At 38.3% G+C, this 24,693-nt stretch carries 14 protein-coding genes; 7 read left to right on the top strand and 7 right to left on the bottom strand.

Features of this window, described 5'->3' with window-relative positions; translation table 11 throughout:
- The first annotated feature begins 133 nt into the window (after nt 1–133).
- The 7 genes from CXF85_RS13305 (at nt 134) to CXF85_RS22805 (ending at nt 16,019) form a co-directional block, all read left to right on the top strand.
- A complete protein-coding gene (locus tag CXF85_RS13305) occupies nt 134–3,346 on the top strand; it encodes a two-component regulator propeller domain-containing protein (protein WP_101229146.1) in 3,213 nt (1,070 codons plus the stop codon).
- A gap of 108 nt (nt 3,347–3,454) precedes the next feature.
- On the top strand, nt 3,455–4,000 hold the full coding sequence (locus tag CXF85_RS23160) for a hypothetical protein (protein WP_232771190.1): 546 nt from the start codon (nt 3,455–3,457) through the stop codon (nt 3,998–4,000).
- On the top strand, nt 3,988–4,038 hold the full coding sequence (locus CXF85_RS23410) for a hypothetical protein (protein ID WP_442871872.1): 51 nt from the start codon (nt 3,988–3,990) through the stop codon (nt 4,036–4,038). The genes CXF85_RS23160 and CXF85_RS23410 overlap by 13 nt, the downstream gene beginning before the upstream one ends.
- Nucleotides 4,039–4,041: 3 nt before the next feature.
- Nucleotides 4,042–4,719, top strand: a complete 678-nt coding sequence (locus CXF85_RS13315) for a response regulator (RefSeq protein WP_101229147.1) — start codon at nt 4,042–4,044, stop codon at nt 4,717–4,719.
- A 121-nt stretch (nt 4,720–4,840) separates the two neighbouring features.
- Nucleotides 4,841–5,113 (top strand): histidine kinase dimerization/phospho-acceptor domain-containing protein, encoded by a 273-nt coding sequence (locus tag CXF85_RS13320; protein ID WP_101229148.1) that lies wholly within the window; start codon nt 4,841–4,843, stop codon nt 5,111–5,113.
- A 141-nt stretch (nt 5,114–5,254) separates the two neighbouring features.
- Nucleotides 5,255–15,781, top strand: a complete 10,527-nt coding sequence (locus CXF85_RS13325) for a cadherin domain-containing protein (protein WP_198555634.1) — start codon at nt 5,255–5,257, stop codon at nt 15,779–15,781.
- A gap of 70 nt (nt 15,782–15,851) precedes the next feature.
- Nucleotides 15,852–16,019 carry a hypothetical protein gene (locus CXF85_RS22805; protein WP_157829105.1) on the top strand — a complete coding sequence of 56 codons (168 nt, stop codon included), beginning with the start codon at nt 15,852–15,854 and terminating at the stop codon, nt 16,017–16,019.
- Between the two features lie 444 nt (nt 16,020–16,463).
- Here the strand turns inward: CXF85_RS22805 and CXF85_RS13330 are convergent, their stop codons facing one another.
- The 7 genes from CXF85_RS13330 to CXF85_RS13360 all read right to left on the bottom strand — a co-directional run bounded on the left by CXF85_RS13330 (nt 16,464) and on the right by CXF85_RS13360 (nt 24,633).
- Entirely contained in the window at nt 16,464–17,234 is a 771-nt protein-coding gene (locus CXF85_RS13330; RefSeq protein ID WP_101229150.1) for a phytanoyl-CoA dioxygenase family protein, read from the bottom strand.
- A 73-nt stretch (nt 17,235–17,307) separates the two neighbouring features.
- Nucleotides 17,308–17,826 (bottom strand): AAA family ATPase, encoded by a 519-nt coding sequence (locus CXF85_RS13335; protein WP_101229151.1) that lies wholly within the window; start codon nt 17,824–17,826, stop codon nt 17,308–17,310.
- A gap of 97 nt (nt 17,827–17,923) precedes the next feature.
- The gene (locus CXF85_RS13340) at nt 17,924–19,726 is read right to left on the bottom strand and encodes a thiamine pyrophosphate-dependent enzyme (RefSeq protein ID WP_232771191.1); all 1,803 of its coding nucleotides are present in this window, start codon (nt 19,724–19,726) and stop codon (nt 17,924–17,926) included.
- 309 nt (nt 19,727–20,035) lie between these two features.
- Nucleotides 20,036–20,791, bottom strand: a complete 756-nt coding sequence (locus CXF85_RS13345) for a class I SAM-dependent methyltransferase (RefSeq protein WP_101229152.1) — start codon at nt 20,789–20,791, stop codon at nt 20,036–20,038.
- A 207-nt stretch (nt 20,792–20,998) separates the two neighbouring features.
- On the bottom strand, nt 20,999–22,282 hold the full coding sequence (locus CXF85_RS13350; RefSeq protein ID WP_101229153.1) for a sensor domain-containing diguanylate cyclase: 1,284 nt from the start codon (nt 22,280–22,282) through the stop codon (nt 20,999–21,001).
- 11 nt (nt 22,283–22,293) lie between these two features.
- Nucleotides 22,294–23,235, bottom strand: coding sequence for an ABC transporter substrate-binding protein (locus CXF85_RS13355; RefSeq protein ID WP_232771192.1), 942 nt, complete (start codon nt 23,233–23,235; stop codon nt 22,294–22,296).
- Between the two features lie 180 nt (nt 23,236–23,415).
- Nucleotides 23,416–24,633: an acyl-CoA dehydrogenase gene (locus CXF85_RS13360; protein ID WP_101229155.1), complete on the bottom strand. Its 1,218-nt coding sequence runs from the start codon at nt 24,631–24,633 to the stop codon at nt 23,416–23,418.
- Between the last annotated feature and the right edge of the window lie 60 nt (nt 24,634–24,693).

The raw sequence follows: 24,693 nt of genomic DNA on the forward strand, positions 1-24,693 counted from the left end.
ATTTTCAAGTGGAATTTCAACCTTTTTATCACTGATGCGTATATTCAATACTTTCAGCAGTGGTCTATTTAAAGTGGGTATGTCACTATCCCCTCCAAAAAAATAATAATACTTAAGTAGGGCTTTCTTTTTAATGAAATTTTTCTATTCTTTATCTATCTTCTTTCTAGTGAACTTATGTTTCAGCCAATTTTCTCACGCTCAACTCAGTAATGATCTTTTTTCTCCTGTTATTTATCCCGCAGAAGCTAACGATCGTTTAGAAAATAAATCAATCAATGAATTAGCCCAAGATGATAAAGGATTCATCTGGGTTGGTACTCGAAGAGGTTTATTTAGGTTCGATGGTTACGATTACAAAAAAATATTGTTTGTTAGTTCAAAATTTGATTTTTCTACAATATATGTCCGTGCATTGTTAGTCGACGGAGATACATTATGGGTAGGAACTATGTCTGATGGCATGTTTCGCCTCAACCTAAATACTTATCAAGTTACTCAATACATTAACGACGACTCAAACTCATCTTCAATTGCTGGAAAACAAGTGAATGATTTTGCCATTGATAATAAGGGAAAACTTTGGATCGCGACAAATAAAGGTTTGGAGACGTTCGATAAACAACAAACTTTCTCTCATTATCTTTCAGTTGAAAAGCCGGATGAATATTATTTTAATCACTTACTTGACGTTGAGTTTGACTCCCAAAATAGATTATGGATATCTTCAGGTAAAGGATTGGCATTATTTGATGAAGTAAAACAGGGGTTTAGTCTATTTTATCAGGAAAAAACAGCTGAAAATAATGAACAGTTATTCAGTAATCATACTCTTTTAAAAAATGTAATTGTCAGAAAAATTTTTATTGCACGCGATAAACGTATTTGGTTAGCCACACAGAAAAAAGGTAATTATATTATTGAGCTAGATAATATTGATCAGATTGAAAGTGCGACTGTTATCAAATTACCACTAGATAATCCAAAGCAAATGAAAATTAATACGACTATAGCGCAACCTTCAGATAATGAAATTTGGATCAGCGGCTTTTCAGGAATAGAAATTAGGGATTCTCATTCAGGGGCGTTGCTTAAGGTATTAAAAAGTAACTTGTTGGACAAATACAGTTTGAGTAACGACTTTGTCAATGCAATGTTGGTATCACAATCGGGATTAATATGGTTAGGTGTTAAAGATTCTGGTTTACATTATTTTAATCAACATAATGAAGGCATTAAACGCGTTAATACTTTTTTACCGCAATTAAAAAATATATTTGATAGTTATATTAGTCAGGTGATCAAACTATCAAAATATGAAATATTGGTCATATCTAAGAATAAAATACTGCGCATAAACTTGCAGGCAGGAGATAGTCATCAATTAGTAGGGGCTGATTTTAAAGAGATTGGTCAGATTACCAGTGCTATTTTGACGGATGATGGTGCCATTTTTTTAGGCGCTAAAAGTGGCGAGTTATTTCAATATTCACAAGAAAAAGAAGAATTAATAAATGTTTCTATTTCACTAAGCAAAACTTTTACGGAAGGGATCACGCTGCTTGCACAATCAAACACAGGGGTATGGATAGCACAAGCCAATCGATTACATCATCTTAATTTAAAAAAACTAAAACTTGAAAGTGTTATTAATCAGGATGGTTCAGAATTTTTAGCCTTCATCAAATCATTGACTGTTGATAAGAATGGTCAACTATGGATTGGAACAAATAATGGTCTAGGAATAATAACCATCGATAGTTTAACTATTAAAATTTACTCTAAGGAGCTTAATACCCAAGGGACACTATCGAATAATTACATTAACCAAGTTATTGAAGACAATGATGGAAATATTTTCATTAATACTCGCTCAGGTATTAATAAGCTAATTAATCAAACAGGTAAGCAACTTCAATTTACATCTTTTGCACAAATGGCAACAGATAAAACCCCTCATGACGAAATGCTTTTTTCTAGCTCAGACTCAACTTACTGGTATGGCCCGCGTTTTCATTTAAGTGCAGATGGAGATATTTTGTCTGAGCAGGATGTTGCCGATGGTCTGTTAAATAGTCAAAGAGGAAAGTCCATATTGGCTATTGGAGAGGAAAGAATTTTATTTGCTTCTTCCGGCTTATTAATCTTTGAGCCAAAAAAGATAACACCATGGATATTCCAGCCTAATATTGTCGCTACCAATATTACTATAGGTGATAAAGAAGTGCCTTTTGGCGTGGTGAAAAAAGGTATTCATTTAGCGCCAGCGGATGACGAATTTTCTGTTAGATTCTCAGCTTTAGATTTCACCAGCCCTAACAACAATGACTATCGCTATAAGTTAGAAGGCTACGATGATACATGGGTGGAGACGCCTACAGATGTTAGGCAAGCCAAATATACATCTCTCAGCCCTGGTACATACACTTTACTGCTTGATGGAAGTAACCGAAAAGGTATTTGGACTAATCCCCCTATGAGAATAAAAGTTATAGTAGAGGCTAAGTTTTATCAAACGATCTGGTTTAGGCTGGCAATATTAATGCTTTTTACCTTTTCTCTTTATCTTCTTTTTCAGTGGCGATTAAAAGCGATTAGATTAAGCGAGCGGAAGGAACATGAGAAAAGAGAAGCTATTCAAAAAGCCGAAATGATAACAGAGCTAATGGAACAAAAAAATAGGATGTTAGCTGACGTGACTCATGATCTTAGGACGCCATTGACCACCATAAAAATGCAGTTAGAAGCACTTGAAGATGGCGTGTTACAACACAGCGAAAAATCTTATAATTCATTACAGAAAAAGCTAGGCAATTTAAATAAAATGGTAGGCGATCTTTATCAGCTTTCGTTAGTCGAAACAGGGGCGTTCACACTGAATAAACAAGATCATGTTATCAATCATATATTGTTAGAGGCTATTGAATCTTTTCAACCGCTGGCTAAAAAAGCAGGTCTATTACTTAGCTTTACTTCTTCAACGGTAAAAGAATTGGAAGTGAATTTTGATTCGGATCGTTTAAGCCAAGTGTTTAATAACTTGTTGAAAAACAGTATTCGTTATTCTGATCCACAAGGGTGCATTAACGTACTATTGTCTGTTGAAAGTGAAAATGTTGTTATATCATTTGAAGATAGCTCGCCTGGTGTTGAAGACAAGGAGTTACCCTTATTATTTGATCGTTCTTATCAAGCGGATGCTACTCGCAACCGTTCAACGAATAGCTCAGGATTAGGACTTTCAATCGTGAGCTCTATTATCAATGCACACGATGGAAAGGTTACGGCACAATGTTCTAGTCTGGGTGGTATAAAAATTGTGATTATGTTTCCGATAATAAATTAGATAGATTGCTACCCGTAATATATCACTGCATATTTCATTGCTAAGATGTGTTTCATATTATAAACACTATTTACTAAAATGAAGAAAAGTGATTGAAAGGAAATTAAAATGAAGTTTACATTATTAAAAAAGGTCGTTGCAACGGTACTATTGTCAGTTAGTAGTTTAGCTAATATTGCAAATGCAGGTCTCATTATTGACACCGAGGGGCAGCTAATCGGTGCGACGGATATTTTGATTGATAATGAATTATATAATGTTTCTTTCATAGATGGAAAATGCGCCGAAATTTTTACTGATTGTGATGATGTAGATGATTTCTTGTGGTCGAATATTGATCAAGCCTACGACGCTGCTAATGCCCTTTTGGATCAGGTGTTCATTGATACCGTTTTAGGTTCTTTCGATATATCACCAGAGTTGATTTTCGGCTGTGATAGCGAAGTAGTGTGTGAGGTTTACACGGTATTTACTGATTTAAGTGAGATAAAAGTTATACCAAGAAGAAATGATACGAGTGTAAGATATATGCGACAACACACTATTTTCCTGCTGTACGCTGTAAATACAAGAGAACATGAAGACTTGGTTTTTGCAAAATGGAGTAAAAGGTTGAAGTACCTGAACCAACCACATTTGCTATTTTTGCAATAGGAATGATGGGTTTAGTATCACGCAGGTTTAAGAGATAACAAATGAATAAACAAACCATATTAATCGTTGAAGATGACGTTGAAATTGCTGAGCTAGTTACCTTGTATCTGGAAGCCGCTGATTATCAAGTGAAGTGGTTTGATGATGGCATTGGTGCTGTTGAATGGGCACAGAAAAATAAACCTAACCTTATCCTCTTGGATTTAGATCTTCCGGTTAAACAAGGCTTAGATGTTTGTAAAGAAGTGAGATGTTTTTCTGATATTCCTATTATCATGACGACAGCAAAGGTAGAAGAAATCGACAGGCTTGTTGGTTTAGATATTGGTGCTGATGATTATGTATGTAAGCCGTATAGCATTAAAGAGCTCGTTGCTAGAGTTAAAGTTAATTTACGACGTATGAAAAAATTTGAGCCTCAATCGCAACTCAGTGGTTTAGTGGTTGACAAAAAAAGCTTTAAAATTACTTATAAAAGTAACTGTATTGAGCTTACCGCAATTGAGTTTGCTTTATTTAATTTACTTTATACAAACCCCAATCATATATATTCACGTAGTAAAATTATGGACTTGGTTTATCAAGATTATCGTGATGTGTCGGATCGAACGGTTGATAGCCATATACGAAATATGCGTAAAAAATTCAAAGCACTATCTATTGAAAATGACGTTATTCGCTCTATCTATGGCGCAGGTTATAAGTTCGAACCACTCTAAAAGTAAAACATAAACTAAATAGTCACCTCTATTTGAATTTATTCCCTCCTGCATCTTCACTGCATATTGTTATGTTCTAATACACATTCGTTAATTCATTGTAAAGATTACCTGTGTACCCATGAGAAAAATACAGCCACAAAATTCACAGTCGCTTTTTAATTCAGCATCAATGTTAGAAGCTGAAAATGTAGATCAAAAAAATCAACTGTTTCTAAATAAAGTTTCTCATGAGCTAAGAACCCCCCTATCAGTTATAAAAATGTACGTTGAGTCAATTGAGGATGGAATGTATGAAAATAATAAAATTGTTTTTCAAAGCCTTAGAGGGAAATTTAAAGAATTTGAAATGCTAATAGATGACATGGTCAAAGAAGAAAAAGAAAATAAATAATCCCTCTGCATATTCACTGCATATTGTTTTTATATCATTTCTGTTACTTAGGGTAACATCAAAAAATTGCCTCCTAAACCAGCCGAAATATCAATAATGTTTAAATTTAAAATAAGAAAAATAAAAAGAGTGATAAATAGTATGAATACAAAAATGCCAATATTATTCATTATAATAACCCTATTATTGAGTTCAAATACTGCAAATGCTTGTAGTAATACCATTACGGTAACAAATAACGGGGACAGCGGCGCAGGCACTTTACGTCAAGCGCTACTAGATGTCTGTGATTCAGGCAGTATCGGTTTTAATGACGATTTCACTATTCATTTTCAAAGCACTTTAACTGTTGACAAAAGTGTAAGCATTGATGGTTTAAGCCAAAAAGTGATTATTAGTGGTGATAGTGACGGTGATAATACTGCAGATATTAGTCATATAAAAATTAACGGTGGTTTAAGTGTTAACCTGAAAAATTTAATTCTTGAACGAGGTTATGGTTATGGAACTAGCACAGGTTCATCCATTACCAATAAAAGTGGCAGTGACTTATTAATAGAAAAATCAACCTTTCGATATAATGATGGCACTCATGTTGGCTCTATTCTCATTGATTCAACCAGTACCTTAACCATTAAAGACAGCCTTTTTGAACAAAATGATGGTGATAGAGGCGCTGCAGTATTTGCCTCATCAGGAACAGTGAAAATCATTAATACCACAATGGTCGGGAATATTGGGCGAGAACCTGGAAGAGTTATTTTAGGTAGTGCTAGTAGTGATGTAACAGTAATTAATAGCATCATTTGGGGCGAAGACTCAACACAGGACCAATGTAAGGCTGAGGGAGCTTTACAGACAAGCAACAGCTCAATCGACGACGCTAGTTGTGGTGTCTCAAAGATAACACTAAATTTTTATGATTATAACAATGGAGATTATCGACCTATTCCAACTAGCTTATTGGTCGATAGCGGTAGCTCTTCTGAGTGGACTAGTGGTGATACTGACTTTACTGGAGAACAGCGTTTATTAGGTGCTGCTATCGACATTGGTGCTTATGAGTATAATGAAGATTTAGACTTTGACAATGATGGCGTCATTGGCACGGCAGATTTATGTCCGGCAAGTATCATCGGCTGGGTCGCTGATGAGGCAACGGATGCCAATCACGATGGTTGTAAAGATTATGAAGAAGGCGATTTTGATGACGATGGTATTTTGAATGATAATGATCTAGAGCCATATGTCGCCTGTACCAAAGCGTTCGTAGTTACCAGTGCTGCAAGCAGTGGCGATGATACCTTAAGTTATGCATTGCTTAACATTTGCCCAGGAAATGGCAGCGATAATACCATTACTTTCAACTTGATTGGTGATACTGAAATTAACCTGGCAAATCGTTTATCGATTGAACAGGATTTAGTTATCGATGGTGCAAGTGTTGTTACCATTAGTGGTGATAGCGATAGTGACGGCTATTCAGACAAACAAATTTTTAAAGTTTTTTCGGGTCACGACGTTGTAATTAAGGGGTTGAGTTTTATTGATGGTGGCGGTACACAATCCGTCGGGGGGGCTATCGCTAATTACGGAAATTTAACTATTGAGCAGTCAATCTTCGATGCTAATTATGTAACGGGTTGGGGTGGCGCAATAGTAAATAGTAGCACTGGTGTACTCACAGTAACGCAGAGTCAGTTTTTGAATAACGGTACGACCTCTGCCGATAACGGTGGCGGTGACGGTGGCGCTATTAATAACGCGGGTGAATTAAGCGTAGATCGCAGCCTGTTCCAATCAAACACTACAGTTAAAGCGGGCGGTGCGATTCGTAATAAAGCAACCATGACGATCACTAACTCCATTTTTGTAGAAAACCAAACTGACAATGGCAACGGCGGCGCTATTTATGCTGATTCTACAGCCGTTTCAACAACATTAATTAACAATACATTTTATAACAATGAATCATTCTCTGGCAGTGATGCTATTCATGTCGCTGGTGGTCTGTTTAGTTTAAGCAATAACATCACTTATGGACATGTCGGGACTGATTGTGCGGGTACATTAACAACGAATAACAGTAACTGGATTGAAGACGGCAGTTGTAACGCACCTTATTCGGGTGACCCAAAGTTACTAGACCCAGCCAATGGTGATTATAGTTTAGCAGTAGACAGTGGCGCAGTAGATGCGGGTACTGATACCGGACTTAATACAGATTTTAAAGGTCTATTTCGTTCTTTCCCTGAGACTACTGATCTTGGTGCTTATGAGCTAATCGACATATCGACTGAACAAACATTCTTGGCTGCAGGTGCTACCACTAGCTGTGTTATTTTTGATAATGATGTGCAATGTTGGGGTAATACCTCACTGATTTCCTCCATTCCTGATTTAACAAATCCCTATTATTTATCCATAAACGAATCTACAACAAATGCTTGTGCACTAGATGATAATGGTGTGAGTTGTTGGGGGGATAATACTGATATTAATGATGCACCTGAGTTAACTAACCCTTCTCAAGTAGCAATGAATGCTTTACACGCGTGTGCTGTTGATGACAGCGGAGTGAGTTGCTGGGGACCAGATTCAGAACTTGAAGCAACAACGGTACCTGCCTTAATCTCGCCACTAAAAATCACTGTTGGTGATGGTTTTTCGTGTGCCTTAGATGAAGTTAGTGCTGATCAAACGGAGGTTAATTGTTGGGGCTCTGATACTGATATTATTAATAACATACCGACCTTAAGTAACCCTACGGTATTAGGCTCTGGAAAAACATATGCCTGTGCACTTGATGATGCTGGTGTTAAGTGCTGGGGAAATAACGATTCTGGACAAACAGATATTCCTGCATTGAATAACCCAACGCATCTATTTGTTGGTAATGTAAATGCCTGTGTTGTTGATGATACGGGGTTGGTTTGTTGGGGTAACAATATCTTTGGCCAAGTCATCGATAAGCCTACGTTAAATAAAGCTGTACAAGTTGTTTTTGGCGCTTATCACATTTGCGCATTAGATACTGAGCAAGGTGTCGTTTGTTGGGGGTATAGTAGTCACGGACAAGCAACTGTACCTAACCTAGATTATCACGCGAGTAGCGTTAATTTATTGAGCTTGAATTACCGACCCACAGAAAACGAGTCTTTTTCATACTCTATTGCCGATAGACTGAGTGATTTTTCATCTACACCGGTGAACTATACAATAGTGCCGAATGGCACAGAGATTTTTACGATTGATAGTAACGGTGTTATCAGTGGTATTGGTGATTATGAAAGCAGCAATGGGCAATATGATATTGAAGTACTGGTTACTAATAGTGATGGTTCAACAATTAGTATCACCATAACAATCGACGTTGAAAATGTTGATGATGCACCTTCTTTTGTAATCACTGAGTTAAGTATTGATGAGAACAAAAATGAAAATTCTGTCGTCGGTACAATTGAAGCCTATGCCGATGTGGGTAATGCCACAGATGTACTAATTTTTAGTGTTGAGTCAGGTAATGAACATGGTGTTTTTAAAATAGATTCGAGCAGCGGTGAAGTTAAAGTTGCTAAAAACAATGCGCTAGATTATGAATTACAAAGCAGTTATGAATTGGCTATTAAAGTAGTCGATGATGAAGCTCGCGCAACAACCGAAACTATTTCGATAAATATTAATGATCTCGATACGCCCAATGAGCTATTAAGTGGCTCACTGAGTGGCTCATCATCACTCGATTTAATTCAACAATTTACCGGAGAAACAGCTGAAAACCAATTATCTTGGAACGTAGCATCAGCCGGTGATTTTAACAATGATGGTTTAGATGATGTGATTTTTGGTGCGCCATTTGACAGTACCAATGGCGAGAATGCGGGCAAAATTTATGTGGTTTTTGGGAAAGCCAGTGGTGCATTATCTACTTTAACAGACGTGACTAGCGGCATTGCTGGCTTTGCACTTTACGGTGAGAATGCCGGTGATTTGGCCGGTTTTTCCGTAACTGGAGGTGGTGATGTGAATGGCGATGGCATTGACGATATTGCCATTGGTGCACCTTATGCCAGTGATGTTACCAATAGCTTTACTCACGCAGGACGAGCTTACGTTATTTTTGGTAGTGAAACACCGCCATCAACACTTTTGTTATCCGATATTGCTGATGGGTCAAACAATGCCGGTTTCATGATGCATTCAAACAGTCATTATGATTATTCTGGCGGATCTGTGAGTTTAGGCGATGTTAACGGTGACGGTAAAGCTGATGTGATTATTGGCGAGCCCTTGGAACATAAAAGCATATTAATTGAGGACTTTAATGACCCTATTTTAGAAGATGCGACATCCTATTATTACCAAAATGTAGACGGGGGTGTTACTCGATTCTCTGACTATGCCGAGCTTGCTGGTCTGAATGACTATGACGGCCTTTTTGCTTTTAATCCTGCTTATGTTTACGTCGTTTTTGGAAAAAACAATGGCGCAACTGTTAATCTACTTGAAACTAAAGATAACGGCGATGCCCGTGGTTTTGCTATTTATCGAGAAGAAAATATATCATGGGAAGGGAGTACAGGATTAACCGCTGGTTTTGCTATCAGTGACCAAAATGGCGATGGTTTGGTTGATATTGCCTTAATGAATAATGCAGCCACAAGTGGAACGTTTATATTCGGCAGCAATACAACACAAAGCATGGATCTAGGTACTGCCGTAAAAGGAGATGACTATAGCCATTGGTCGTCAGGTGAAACGAATGAAACAAGCTTTTTATCTTACGATGGTTCCACTAATACTATCGTTGTTAATGTTGGTTTGGCTTTTATCAATGATAGCGTTGGTGATATAAATGCTGACGGTATTGATGACTTTCTAGTGATAGAACCCGATAAAGGAAGATTCCCCGATTGGGAGCACCCTAGATCTTACCTGTTTTTTGGTACCGCTGATAAATCTGACCGCCAGGCAACTGATTTAGTGAATGGTGTTGGCGGGTTTATGATTGAAGACGATTATTCCAATAATTCATTTAATGACAATGTAGCGGCTAAAGCTAGTGCAGCAGGCTTGGGTGATATCAATGGCGATGGTTATGATGACTTTATGCTCGGTGATGCAGCAACGAAGAGTGTTTTTATTATTTATGGTAAATCGGATACCGACATTATTAAATTGTCTGACATCGTTAATAACCAAGGGGGTTATCTGTTAGAAGGTGCTAATGGTGATTCGTTAGGATATTTTGCAGCCAAGGCCGGTGATGTAAACGGCGATGGTATCGCTGATTTCATCTTGTCGAGCCGAAACTCGGATAGTTTAGATGGCATTGATAATAATACCGGCCGTGCTTATTTGTTATTTGGGCAAGGTCTAGAAGTTACTCAATGGGGAACGGTCGATGCCGATAAATTATTGGGCACGTCAGCTGACGACAGATTAAGTACAGGGCTTGCCGACGATGTATTAGTAGGTAATGGCGGCGCAGATGTTTTATATGCCGGGGCTGGTGACGACAGCATTAGCATTAGTGATGGTTCATTTGTCCGTATTGATGGTGGTTCGGGTTTTGATACGCTTATTTTTGATGGTGCAGATTTCGATTTAGATCTAACCAGTGCACCAGAGCGTGTACGTGGTATTGAAATATTTAATATTACTGGCAGTGGCGATAACCAATTGTCATTAGTAAAAACGGCTGGTTCATTAGGGCGAGTCATTGTTATTGGTGATACTGGTGATCGTTTATTAGCGCTAGACCAACTCTGGGTTCAAGACGGCTCTGAAGCCTATTTAGGAACACAATTTAAACGTTACACTGATGGTACAGCCATCATGTTAGTACACCCTGATGTTTGGGTGGGTATTAATACCGTTCCGCAAGTTCACGATGCAAGCTTTTACATAACAGAAACAGCTGTTGAAGGTGATGTTGTAGGGCAAGTTGTCGCTTCAGACGCTGATTATGGTGACGTGCTTAGTTATCGTTTATTCGGCAATATTGGTGATACTTTCGCAATTGACCAAAGCGGTGAAATTACCGTACTAAATGAAGCAGGTGTTGATTATGAGTCTATTCCAAGCGGTGTTTTTACATTGCTGGTTGAAGTAGTTGATAGTTTTGGCGAAGCTGCGCAAGCAGATGTAACCATCAATATTATTAATACCTCTGGCGGACATCATGATGCTATTGCAGACTTTAGTGCATCAGATGTAAATACTTGGAAAGATACATCTTTTGGTAATTTAATGGATGTTATGAAATTACTCTACCCAGGTACTGCACTAAGTACTGATATTCTGCATGAAGTTGATGGTAATTTCCCCGCGGATCTCACGGATGAATATTTTGAAGCATATTTTAGAGTTGATATAGATTGGCATGGTGAGCTAAGCCTTGATGGTGGTGAAGTCGATTTAACATTACCTATGGCCATTTCTATCGAACATGATGATGAACTGACATTAGGCAGTAGTGTCAGTTTTTCTTTTGATGCATCTTACCTTGAAGGTGTTGGCTTTGAGGCTACATCGCCAGAATTTACCGCGAGCTCAGAATTGCAGTTAAGTAATATGGCGCATCATTTAACCATTGATGAAGAATTGCTCACTCAATTTGACTTAGGTAATACGATATATCGTTCTCAGCAAACGTTTGAGGTAGAGCAAGGCACTTCTGATCCCGTTTCGATAGATAATTTCAATATAACCTCAGCTATTTTAATGGACAATGTTGCCACACTTTATAAAAAGCTCACACCTGAAACATTTGCTGGAGTCCCGTCCTCAATAGACGGCATTATTGTTGAACGTAGTGGAATTGATTTTGAAGTTGGTTATATTACTACTGAAATGAATGCAGACCTGAACTTCAATCTTGACCAAGCATTTGAATTTGAAGTGACTGCAATGCAAGGTGTTTTAACCTTAGAAAATGGTGACGTCATTAATTTAGACATGGCTTTATCTGGTGATGTCGACTTTGATTTACCTGGCGATGCCGATAGTAATGGTGACGGTACCGTTACCGCAACGTTGGCGGTAACTCCCGTACAAACGTTCACTAATACGTTGGGAATTGGTTACAATTTTGGATATACCTTAAATGTTGGCCATCTAGATATAAAGGTCGACGTTCCAAACTTTCCTGAAGTGTCTGAAAAACTGATTGCTGAAAAAGAAAGCCTCACCAATGAAGTGACCACGTATCTTGATCCCGTTCAATTCTCGTTTGATTTACCAAGTTATACCATTGAACTGTCTTTTGATGTAGCAAGTGTTGATAGTGATGCTGATGGTTACAGTGATTCGTTAGATGCATTTCCTGACAATGCTGATGAATGGGTTGATTCTGACGGTGATGGTGTAGGAGATAATAGTGATGCTGATCCTTATTCGAGTGGCGACTTTGATCAGGATGGTATTGCCGACAGCATCGATACTGATGACGATAACGATGGTATTGATGATGAATTTGATGCTTTCCCTCTAGATTCAACAGAAACTAGCGATACAGATTTAGATAGTTTAGGGGACAATACTGATGAGGTAGATAACCGTTTAAACTATTTACTTTACCGTAGCTATTCTGATACCCCTGAATTATCAACCGGATACAGCGTTGGGTTTGATATTAGTCGCGAAGTGGGCAGCGATGATTTCTTTTTCAGCTACACAGGCCAAGTTTATATTCCTCAAGATGAAACATATACCTTTACGGTTCAATCGACAGAAATAAAGCGTTTATCGATTGATGAAGTATTAGTGATTGATGACTCTGCGGGAGAAAGTGAAGAGGCCACAGGTGAAATAACATTGACCGGAGGTTGGCATGATATTCAATTGGAATACTATGAAGTGTCAGGCTCTGAATCACTAACAGTGAGCTATGAATCATCACAACTGACGAAAAAAGTGATTCCTACTTCATCATTTAAGTTAGGGTTAGATACCGATATAGATTTTATTACGGATGCTTTTGATACCGATGATGATAATGACGGCGTTGAAGATACGCTTGATGATGCACCACTTGATGCTGATGTATACGACTTAACTGCACCTGCTGTAACTGTGCCAAGTAATATCATTGTTGCAGCGCTTGACAGTAATGGCACAGAAAATTCTGAAACGACTATTGCTAGCTTCTTAGCGTCATCAACTGTCAGTGATAATTTTGATACTAATGTGATTGTGGCTAACGATGCCCCAAGTACTTTTCCAATTGGAACAACCACGGTGACATTCTCATCTACAGATGAGTCAGGTAACACAGGAACAAACACGGCAACCGTTACCGTTAGCGACCAAACAGTTCCTGTAATCACATTAAGCGGTGGCGCAGTGACCATTGATTTAAATGGCACTTATACTGAACAGGGTTATAGCGTGAGCGATAATGTGGATGGTGATCTTAGTGGGGCTGTTGTTGTCAGCGGATCGGAGAATAATACAGCTGTTGGCACCTACACCTTGACTTATAACGTCAGTGATATCGCTGGAAATTCTGCGGCTGCTGTAACAAGAAATGTGACAGTACAAAACTTTAATTTAATTGACACTGATGGTGATGGTGTTCCTGATGTGAGTGACGCATTCCCTGATGATGCAACAGAGACTGTTGATACTGATGGCGATGGTAACGGTGATAATGCCGACCTTGACGATGATAACGATGGTATTGCCGATGAACTTGATGGTGATCCGTTAAATGATGAAATTGGAGATATTACTCCGCCAGAATTTTCTTCATTGACCCTAGTGACATTAAATGCAGCAGGATTACTGACCGATATTACCGAGCATATTAATCTTATTGCTCTTGATGGTGTAGATGGTGAAATTAATGCTGAAATTGTTGGTGATAGCCAGTTAGTATCAGGACATCATTCGGTGCAATTGAGCGCAACGGATAGTGCCGGTAACGAAGCGCTAGCTACAATAGAAGTTGATATTAACCCTGAGCTTAGCCTTGAAGCCGAGTTAACCGTTGAAGCATCAGGAGTTTACCCTTTAACAGTACGGTTAAGCGGTGATGCAGCGGTATACCCAGTGAGCTTCGATTACAATGTTATCTTTAATGATGTTGTTATTGAAACGAGCTCAATGACGATTGATTCAGGTACTACAGCACAACTGATGGTTAATGTAGACTCTGCAGTATTAACCACCGACAGCCTAGAAGTGATGTTGATTAATGTGAGTAATGCGTTTACTGACAAAAATAGTCAAAGCACTTTAACCATCACTGAAGACAGTGTTGCGCCAAGTATTCAAATCAGTATGAGTCAAGAGGGTGAAGTAACGAGTATTGTTGATACCAACAAAGGGCTAGTTACTTTTACCGCGCTTGTTAATGATGTTAATAGTTTAGATAGCCACGACATTATTTGGACGGTTGAAAGTTCAGAGACAAGTACCGACTTTGTTGATAGTGAACTTGATGATAATTTATTCACCTTTGAGCTTAATCCTGAAAATTTACCTGAAGGGAGTTACACCTTACAAGTACAGGTAAGCGAAAATAATACCGAAGCGAGTTTATCTAGTACGCAAGAGCTTACTGTTATTGTTGAAAACCTTGCCGAGTTATCAGCTGATAACGATAGCGACAATGATGGTACCAGTGATAGTGACGAAGGTTATGCGGATACTGACAATGACGGTATTGTTGATTATCTTGATAATGATGATAACCCAACAAGGCTGCCAAGTAGTGCTAACAACCAACCGCTACAAACTCGTGCAAACTTGAAGTTGAAATTGGGCCATTTAGTACGAGCAGCAAAAGGGACGTTGAGTGCTAATGCCAGCTTCACTTTAGCTGAACTAGCTGAAGCGGTTGGTGAAGATGCTGCAGATACCAGTGATGATAACTTTGAATTGTTCACACCACTGTATAACTTTATCCTTTATGGTTTAGCACAAGATGAAGACTCCGTTGTTGTGGTTATTCCTTTAGCAGAAGGTAAAACTCTGCCCGAGGGAGCTATCTTCCGTAAGTATAATATCGCGACCGGTTGGTTTACTTTCGTCGAAGATGCCAATAACAGTATTAGTTCTTCGTCAACAGATGGAAACGGTAACTGTCCTGCTGCCTATGATGCAAGTTATACTCAAGGGTTAACGATAGGAGATAATTGTTTCCAACTTATCATCCAAGATGGTGGTGCTAATGATGCAGACTTTAGTGTTAATAGTGAAGTAGAAGACCCTGGAGCGATAGTGATTGAGAAAACAGTTGTAATCGAGCCTGAAAATCAAGCACCAAGTATTAGCCTTAATATCCATGATGAAAACTTTGTTGAGAGCACAACAATTAGCTTAACGTCTATAGGAAGTGATCCTGATGGTGATAATGTTACTTATTTTTGGGAACAAATATCAGGTCCAAGCATTAGTTTTAACGAGGTCACTACCGCTCAAGTGAGTATAATTTTACCCGCGGTGACCAAGGATGAAATAATAGAGCTGCAAGTAACAATAAGTGATGGCGAGTTAACGTCTGTTGAGACAACTAGCTTTACTATCACTGATGCGGTTGAAGTCATAACGGTTACACCGCCGAAGAAAAGTAGCGGTGGTTCAATGGCTTGGTTGCTGCTACTTTCCGTATTAGTCAGAATTAGAAAAGAAATGTTTTTTTTAAATGGCAGCTTAACTTAATATTTATTGAAGTACTCAGTTGAAAATGGCTGAGTACTTCACATTAATAATTAACCTCAGAGGTGTTTATATGAAAAATACAGGGCTATCTCATGTCAGGAATCATCCAGATTATAATGCCAGTATTGAGGACGTTGTGAATAAAGAAACAGGTACTGCACAAATGTACGACGCAATGCTTCGTTCTTCAATAGAATCCAGGGTAGAAGCTTTAGATGTGTTATTAAAATTGAAATAAAACAAATCAATAGACTTTAAATGAAAATTAAATAAATATCAGCTAAGTATTAGGGTTTAAAATTTTAATCTATTTATAAATTAATGCGAGGACATTATTTTTAAAGTAGACACTTTACATAAATAACTTGAAGGTTCTATGGCGCTTTGGGGGCGAAAGCGCCTTAGATTTAATACTCTAAATTTATTTAAAGCTTACATGATTCAATGTCCGCTTTGGGGATTTGAGATCTAATTCCGTGCAAAAATTTTCGGCACAATCTCAATTGTGAATGGATGTGAGTTTTTATATAAAAACGACAACTTTAGGGTCCCTGATCTGCCGTTTTTAACTCAAAAGCTAACTTCCGCTTTTGGCTAGCAGTTGACCTAAAGAACATCCAGTAGCTAACGTCAACAATGCGTGTTTGTGATAGCTTCTGCAACAAAACATCTGCTATACACTTTATGATTTATTCAATGCCGACTTTAGCTTAATAGTATTACGAAAAGCACTGGGATTTTCGATATTTTGTAAAGTGTCCTCAGCGGGTAAACAGTCCTCATCAACAAATTTGATAACACTCGGCCCCGGCGGACAAAAGAGTATGTCAAAGGCTAAACGATCCATGCCATACAAACCTCGGTGGATCATATTGGCAGAAAAGATCAACAAATCACCCGCTGCTAACTTAATAACGTTACCTTGTGAAAGCGCTTCATTATTTTTATGGTCATTCTGTTCTAATCGTACATCAAGCTCTTCTGTAGAGTCCCAACGTTTATGGGTGCCAGGAATTAATTCAATTCCTGGCTCATCCATGACCGGTAAACGAAAGTGAATAACATCAAAGGCAGCTAAAGCCGCTTGTTGTTGCTCAATTGATAAGTGATATTGTGGGTCTCGATGCCAATAGTTAGTCTGTTGATCCTGCATGGGATTAAAGAATAACTGAGTATTTAAAAAGCATGGCTGCTTAGGTAATAACTCATTAACAAGAGCCATCACTTTTTCTGAACCAATGAAGCTGAACAAGTGATTTCGCTGCGCGTTATTTAAGAATTTATTAGTTGTTAGATAGGCGGAGTTAACTGCTTTTTCAGCATAAAAACTACTATTTTCTTGCTGCCATAAATGATGAAATTCATTCAATATTGCACGTAGTTCAAGTACTTCATTATCACTAAGGAAGTTTCGAATAAGTACATAACCTTGTTCCTGATATCTTTCTTTCATCACTGCTCACTGATTACTGATTACTGATTACTGACTTTACTTTTCACTTCGACTCTTCCCCCTACTTCTACTCTTACTTAGGCTTAGACTTAGCCATAGAATCAGTTGAAGCGTTGCTATTACGCGTTAGCATTTTCTTCTCGCCTGCATAGTGTTGATAAAAATTCAGATGTGCTGCTTTTGAGAAAGTATCGTTTCTTTGTTCATATTGTGAAATCCACGCTATCAACATGGCTAAATTAGCATCCTGCGCGCTTTTAGACTCATATTTATGTGGCTCCCATGGACGATTTTTTGCATTGGTAATGCACTCCTCCGTCGGTAAGTTCATAAATATAATTTCTGATGATTGTGACTCCGCAATAGTTAATAAGTCAGTGTAACAACCTTCGATAACCCAGCTAGTATGCTGCTGCATAAATTGCTCAATAGCTAATGTACTCTCGTGTAAAGGTGTTCTTGTTGGCGGATTAGTCGGTTGCCACGCCAACAAGTCGAGATCTAAATGCGCGAGGCTTTCTGACTTAGCTAACTGTTTAGCGAGTGTTGACTTACCACTAGCCGAGTTACCAAAAATTAATAGTTTTCTCAATATGCTGCCTATTGCTTAAAAGTGTGCGGTTAACCAGAGGGTTAATGTCCCACACTTTCAAGCGAATATAAACGTTACTCAACACATTATTAAAAAACTATTGAGTTAATTTCTGCCATGCTTTTACCGCGTCAGTTTGACCATTCTGCGCTTTAATATAAAGATTCAGCAGTTTCAATTCATTACTTTGTCTTGCTTCTATCGGCTTAGCGAGCACTTCAATTAAAGATATGCCCGTTTGCTGACTGCTGGCTTTAAAATACGCTTTAAAGTCACTAACGCTAGTACATGTTTCGCTTTGACCTTGATACGCTTTGACTAAGCTGTGCACATTAAACTCACTATCATTACAGTGATAAATAGCGCCATCACCACTTTTCCCTAAGTGGAAAATATTATTACGCATATAAATAATGGTGACGTCTGACTTGTCCTTTAAGAAGTGAATAAGTTCATTGAGCTGAAAATGAAAACCACCGTCACCAATAATTACCACCGCACGCTCGTCTATTTCATCTGACTTTATCCGCTGAGCAACAACTCTGGCATAAGGTAATGCTGTGCCCATAGCACCATACCAAGGATTAGTAAGCCATGAGCGACCCAGTGTTGATTGACGAACTTTTAAGCTGTAACTGGCAAAGTATGAATTACCCACTTCAGGCAAATAAACGTAGGTACTGGCATCTTGGGCTTGTAAGTCATTGAGTGTTTGCGCCAAGTTATTAAAATCGATGTCATCATCACCTTTAGCTAATGACTCATCGTTCACGTTTATTTCTGACGGCTCTGTAAACGTAAAAGCGGTGATATCTTGTTCCAATAAACGCTCAAAGATAACGAGAAGATCCTTTTCTAACAATGATCCTCCTTTTAATAAGGTTTTATTCTCAAAGCACTCAATTTTATGAGTCCCCGTGCCAAAGGCAATATTACTGTCTTGCGGAAAAATACTGGTCGCCACATCAATAACATAATCAACTTGTTGCTCAATATATTCTCGGCCAGCGGTTTGCGTGAAAATACCATTATAAGCACCTAAACACAGTGGTTTATATTCATCAAACAAGCCTTTAGCAAACCAAGTAGTGGCATAAGGAATATTAAATTTTTCAGCGAAGCTAATGATTAAGTCTTTAAGTTTTTCATTGTGCTTTAAGCGATCGCCTAAGTAGAGCAATGGCGCCTTAGCTTGGGCCAATTTATCCAGAATATTATCAACAATTAACTCGGTACCCGCTAAAATATTACTGCCGCAACAAATATTATCTAAGGTTTTTGGTAACTTGATAGGTTGGGTTTTAGCAAAAACTTGATCTCGTGGTACTTCAATAAAAACGGGCTGCTTATTCTTATAAGCCTCACTAACAATTTGATAAAAACGTTGTCCGGCAATATTAGGATGACCTTCTACTCGCTGCCCTTGTAGACGCTCTACTCGCATACCTAAGGCAGAAAAAGCTTCTAAAGCATTATCGTACTCAGTTTTCCATGAAGCATTAGGGTGAATGGTATGGTGAATAGCAACTTGATTCACTTCACTTTCAGCTGGTGCTCCTGAAATAAAAACTACCGGTAAACCTTCAGTTACCGCCAATGCTGCAGCACTAGTACAAGGTAAGCTGCCCACCATATAGGTCGTTAAGCAAAAACCCATACCGTCGACTTCAGCCTGAGCACACGCTGAAAACCCGGCATGCATCTCATTACTCGAAGGGTTAATTTGAATGCCCTCGCCTTGCTCATTAACACCAAGCGCAGCAATTAAATTTGCCGCAAAATCGCCACCAACACCATAAATGTGTTGACCGCCAAAAAAGCGAATAACATCGCTCATGGTTTCGCCTAAGGTAGGTAATTGTTCATTGTAAGCTTTGCCAAAATTCATTTCATACGACATATCATTGCTCTCCTTAAAGTTTATCGCACTACTTTAAAGGCTCGAAAAACAAGCAATATGATTAAGATCATATTATCTGATCTTTAGGGTAAATCACTGTTGGGATAGGTGTGCAGGCTTTTGTACAGATTTTGTAAAGGTGACGTTTTGAATAGCTATTAGCAGCGCCTTGATAAAATTTTACCAAGTAAGAGGAAACTGAGGCAGAAGATAAATTAAGGGGATAAATTAACTAAAGTGATAAGGAATGTTCACCAATCAATACAATAAACATTCCTATGAAAGATAACAATAGAATTTTAGCTGAGACTAAATTTTCTCAAACAACATAACAAAACGATCAGTCTTGCGACGTAACTCTGGAACAAAAACTAACTTGGAATGATCATCGTTATTATTTTCTAATATTTTTGATGTTTTAATTAACTTGAAACCACGTTTTTCTAAATCGGTTTTAACAAATGCACTATCAATTCTATGCAGTGATTTAACATCACGAATACCACTTTTGTCTTCGGCATCATGGTCAATAACTAATAACTTACCGCCCTTCTTCAGTGATTTAAGCACTTGTGGTATCACTTCATCAGCAGTGAAGTTCCAGCCCTCTTCTTTGAAGAACATGTCATGAAAACCTAGTACCAAAAAAGCACTATCATAGGTGTTTTCGTTAAGTTTTAAGTTCTCTGCTTCACTCAGTAAATAAGTCACATTTTCTAGTCTGTCGTTAGCAAGTCTTACTTCCAGTGATTTTTCTGCATATTTAAGATAGGCCTTAGGAATTTGTAAGGTTACTGCGCCTTTATCACCCACCACGCGAGATAACAATTCAGAGTAATAGCCACCGCCAGCCAACAAATCGAGTACTTTGTCTCCTTTTTTAACGCCGACAAAGTCGATCACTTGTGCAGGTTTTCTGCCATTATCTTGCTGGCTATCGTCATCACTTCTTCCTGATAAATCGAGTGAACCGGCTAAGAGTGGCGCACTAAAAGCCAGTAAACTCATGGCCGAAAGTGCAGCTAATTTAGCGGTGACTTTACCTTGAAATTTCTTCGTGATCATTGTTATATCCCTAACGATTATTAAAGCGCTTACGTAAGTCATTTAAAGTTAAATAACTTACTAAATATCACCATGACATGAATGGACAACGCTTGAAGTAAGCTGACAGTCTATAACAGAGTTTACTTGAGGCAATAAATAACTTGTTTCAAAATATGTAACAATCCTGTAAATGCCTTTGTTGCAGGCATTATTACAGGTATTGTTTTAGTGCAGATTAGGGCTAGGAAGAACTTCGATACGATTACGACCATTTTCCTTGGCTAAATACATGGCTTTATCAGCATCATTGATCAGTTCGTCTAAGCTTTTGTGTTGTTCATTGAGCATACAAATGCCAATACTTAACGTAACACTGATTGCTTTACCGTCCATTGACAAACAGTGCTTAGCTAATGAGTGCTGTATACGATTAGCCGTTTCAATGCCCCCCGCTATGTCGCAGTTTGGTAAAACGATAATAAACTCCTCTCCTCCATATCGCGCTAAAAAATCAATGTCACGTATCTCTTGATCACAAATCTTGCAAATATGTGTTAACACCTCATCACCAAATAAGTGACCAAATTCATCATTAACCTTTTTAAATAAATCGCAATCTAATAGTAATAACGTTAATTTGCTTTTATTTCTGATTGCGCGCGAGAATTCCATATTGGCACGTTCAAACAGTGCGCGTCGATTGGCGACTTTCGTCAGCGGGTCAGTATTTGATAACTGCTCTAACACATGCGTTCTATCCTCAACTATTTTTTTCATCATCGTTAGGGAAACAGTAGACTCACTGAGCTTTTCATTCATATGATTGAATGCTTCCGCAATGCTATCAAACTCTTGAGAGTGATGAGAAAGCTTTATCTTTTGATAATCACCACCGCTGTTTTCTTCAAAAGCACGCTTAACTTCATTCAGTGATTTTCTTACTATATTGGTCAAGCTAAAAGCACCTAATAACAAAGCAAGTATACTGGCAATAGAGACTGAAATGATAAATAGAGCCTCACTCTCCATGGTGTTGTAGATATCTTTTTTCGCAATGGCTGACAGCTGTAATGAATCAGAACGAATGGCTTCTAGCTGAATCATCAATCTTGCTTTTAGATGTTTCTTAATTGCTTCGCTAGCATGTTTTAGTTTATTTTTGTTTATCAGGGTGAACAGGCTTTTTAAGCTTTCATTTTGACTTTGAAGACTAATTTGGATGGTATGTTGTTGTACCGTTAAATTCGGTGACAATTTGAGTAAGCTGGTTAGTTTTAGCTGTAAGCTTTGCCACTGATGAAGACTATAGTTACTGTCATAAATATTATCATTGGCAACCAACTGTTTTAATTTATTAGTTTGGTTAGTTAGCTGCTGTCCGTAATTATCACGACTAAAAGCAAGGTCTAACGATTGTGATGACCAAATGACGCTGCCAACCAACAGAACAAATAAGAAGCAGCAACTTAGGGCAAAAAAGAATATCCGTTGCAAAAGACTTATATTCATATCAACTTCCTTTAATGAGGGATACTCACAGCGTCGGGGATAACTTGCAACAAGGCTCTACTATCAATAAATCGCTCAACATTAGGGACTTCATTAAATTGACTCATTTGTGTCGCAATCGCCCAAACAGCCTGTGATTTAACACTTAATAGTAAAGACTGATTTAAGCCTAGTTTGAAAATATAATCAGGCCATACCCAGTCAATAAACTCAGCCGAAAGCTGGAGTTCATTCATTACAATTTTTTTAGACTTAGCTGGATACGAGGCAATATAATCAATGGCAATACTCAGCCCCTGAATAACGCATTTTGCTTTTTCGACCAGTAAATTATCTGCCTTTGCTGAAATCAAATTAAAGCTTAAGGTATTCAGACCTTTAGTTTTGTGTACTTTAACTATATCGTGGAGTAATTGAGCACTTTTAAATCCAAAGGGCTCCCAAGGAACAAAGGTATCAATTTCATTATTTATAAAACCATTCACTAACTGCTCTGGTTTGTAATGATAAAGCTTTACATCTTCTGTTGTTAAACCTTCAAGTGCTAACAAATTACTTAAAAAATATTCACTTGCGGTTCCCTTAGTAACGCCTATTTTTCTTCCTTTTAAATTTATCGCTGAATTTATTTTTTCTGAGGCTCTGGTGATGAGTTTGACGTCGTTGTCTGATTGAACAAACATAGCATGAGTAACAAATGCCCTGCTTGCTAAGCTCTTAAAGGCAATAACTGAGTCAGAACTGGTACCAAAATCAGCGTCACCATTCATTACTTTAGCAAAGGCCCTTTGCCCACCAACAACCTCGTCAAATTCAACATCGACACAAGTTCCGTCAAAGGCACCTATAGCCTTAGCCACATAGAAAGGGCTAGATAATGGCGTTTTTGAAACAGCAATAATTACCGGATATTTTGGCGGCTGCCAACGATATTCAAAATTTAAATAAAACAAGCCTGCGCCAATCAATACAAGCAGTGTGACCAAAGACAACGAGAGGGCTTTTTTAATCAAAATAATTAATACACATTAATACGCATTACTTGAGTATAGAAAACTTTATACTTTTTGGATCATTGTACTGATTATTAAATGTTTATCTGTGCTTTATCCTACAATTTCAGTAAATGATGACTAGAAAAATGCCTGTATGCCCGTTTGTGCTCGCCCTAATATCAGTGCATGCACATCATGTGTTCCTTCATACGTATTAACCGCTTCAAGATTCATTACATGTCGAATGATATGAAATTCATCACTAATACCGTTACCGCCATGCATGTCTCGTGCTTGTCTGGCAATGTCTAACGCTTTACCGCATGAATTACGTTTGATCAACGAGATAGCTTCAGGGGCTAAATTACCACAGTCCATTAAGCGCCCTGCTTGTAAACAAGCCAGCAGTCCTATGGTGATCTCAGTTTGCATATCAGCGAGTTTCTTTTGAATGAGCTGAGTCGCCGCTAGGGGTTTACCAAATTGCTCTCGGTCTAAAGTATATTGACGTGCTCCATGCCAACAAAATTCAGCAGCACCTAATGCGCCCCAAGCAATGCCATAACGTGCTTTATTCAAGCAACCAAAAGGCCCTGATAAACCACTTGCCTTAGGTAGCATATTTTCTGCCGGCACAAAAACATCTTCCATGACTATTTCACCGGTGATAGAGGCACGCAGCGAGAACTTACCTTCAATTTTTGGTGCGGATAAACCTGCCATGCCTTTTTCAAGAATAAAACCTTTGATGACACCTGCTAACTTTGCCCAAACGATAAATACATCTGCAATGGGTGAATTAGTAATCCACATTTTACTGCCATTAAGTTGATATCCGCCGTCAACCACAATTGCTTTAGTCGCCATACTGGCAGGATCTGACCCTGAGTTAGGCTCAGTTAAGCCAAAGCAGCCGATATACTCGCCGGTTGCTAACTTAGGTAAATATTTCATTTTTTGTGACTCGCTGCCATAAGCATGGATAGGATGCATGACCAATGACGATTGCACACTCATCGCGCTGCGATAACCGCTATCCACTCTTTCAACTTCGCGAGCAATCAAACCATAGCTAACATAGTTAATACCTGCACAGCCATATTTCTCTTCAATGGTCGCGCCCAGTAAACCAAGCGCACCAAATTCTTTCATAATTTCAACGTCAAACTTTTCATGTCTATTAGCTAATAAAATACGTGGCATGAGTTTTTCTTGGCAATACTGATGCGCAGTATCGCGTAGTAAGCGTTCTTCTTCAGATAACAGTGATTCAAGCATTAAAGGGTCTTGCCAATTGAAATGTACTTTTTTTACTTTGGCTGTTTGCTTGGTTTTGCTGACGTTGATATTTGACATAAAATTTACCTAAAAAAAGGATAGGGACGTTATAGCTAAAATAGTAATGGAAAGCTTTCA

The sequence above is a fragment of the Colwellia sp. 75C3 genome (assembly GCF_002836255.1).
GTDB lineage: Bacteria > Pseudomonadota > Gammaproteobacteria > Enterobacterales > Alteromonadaceae > Colwellia.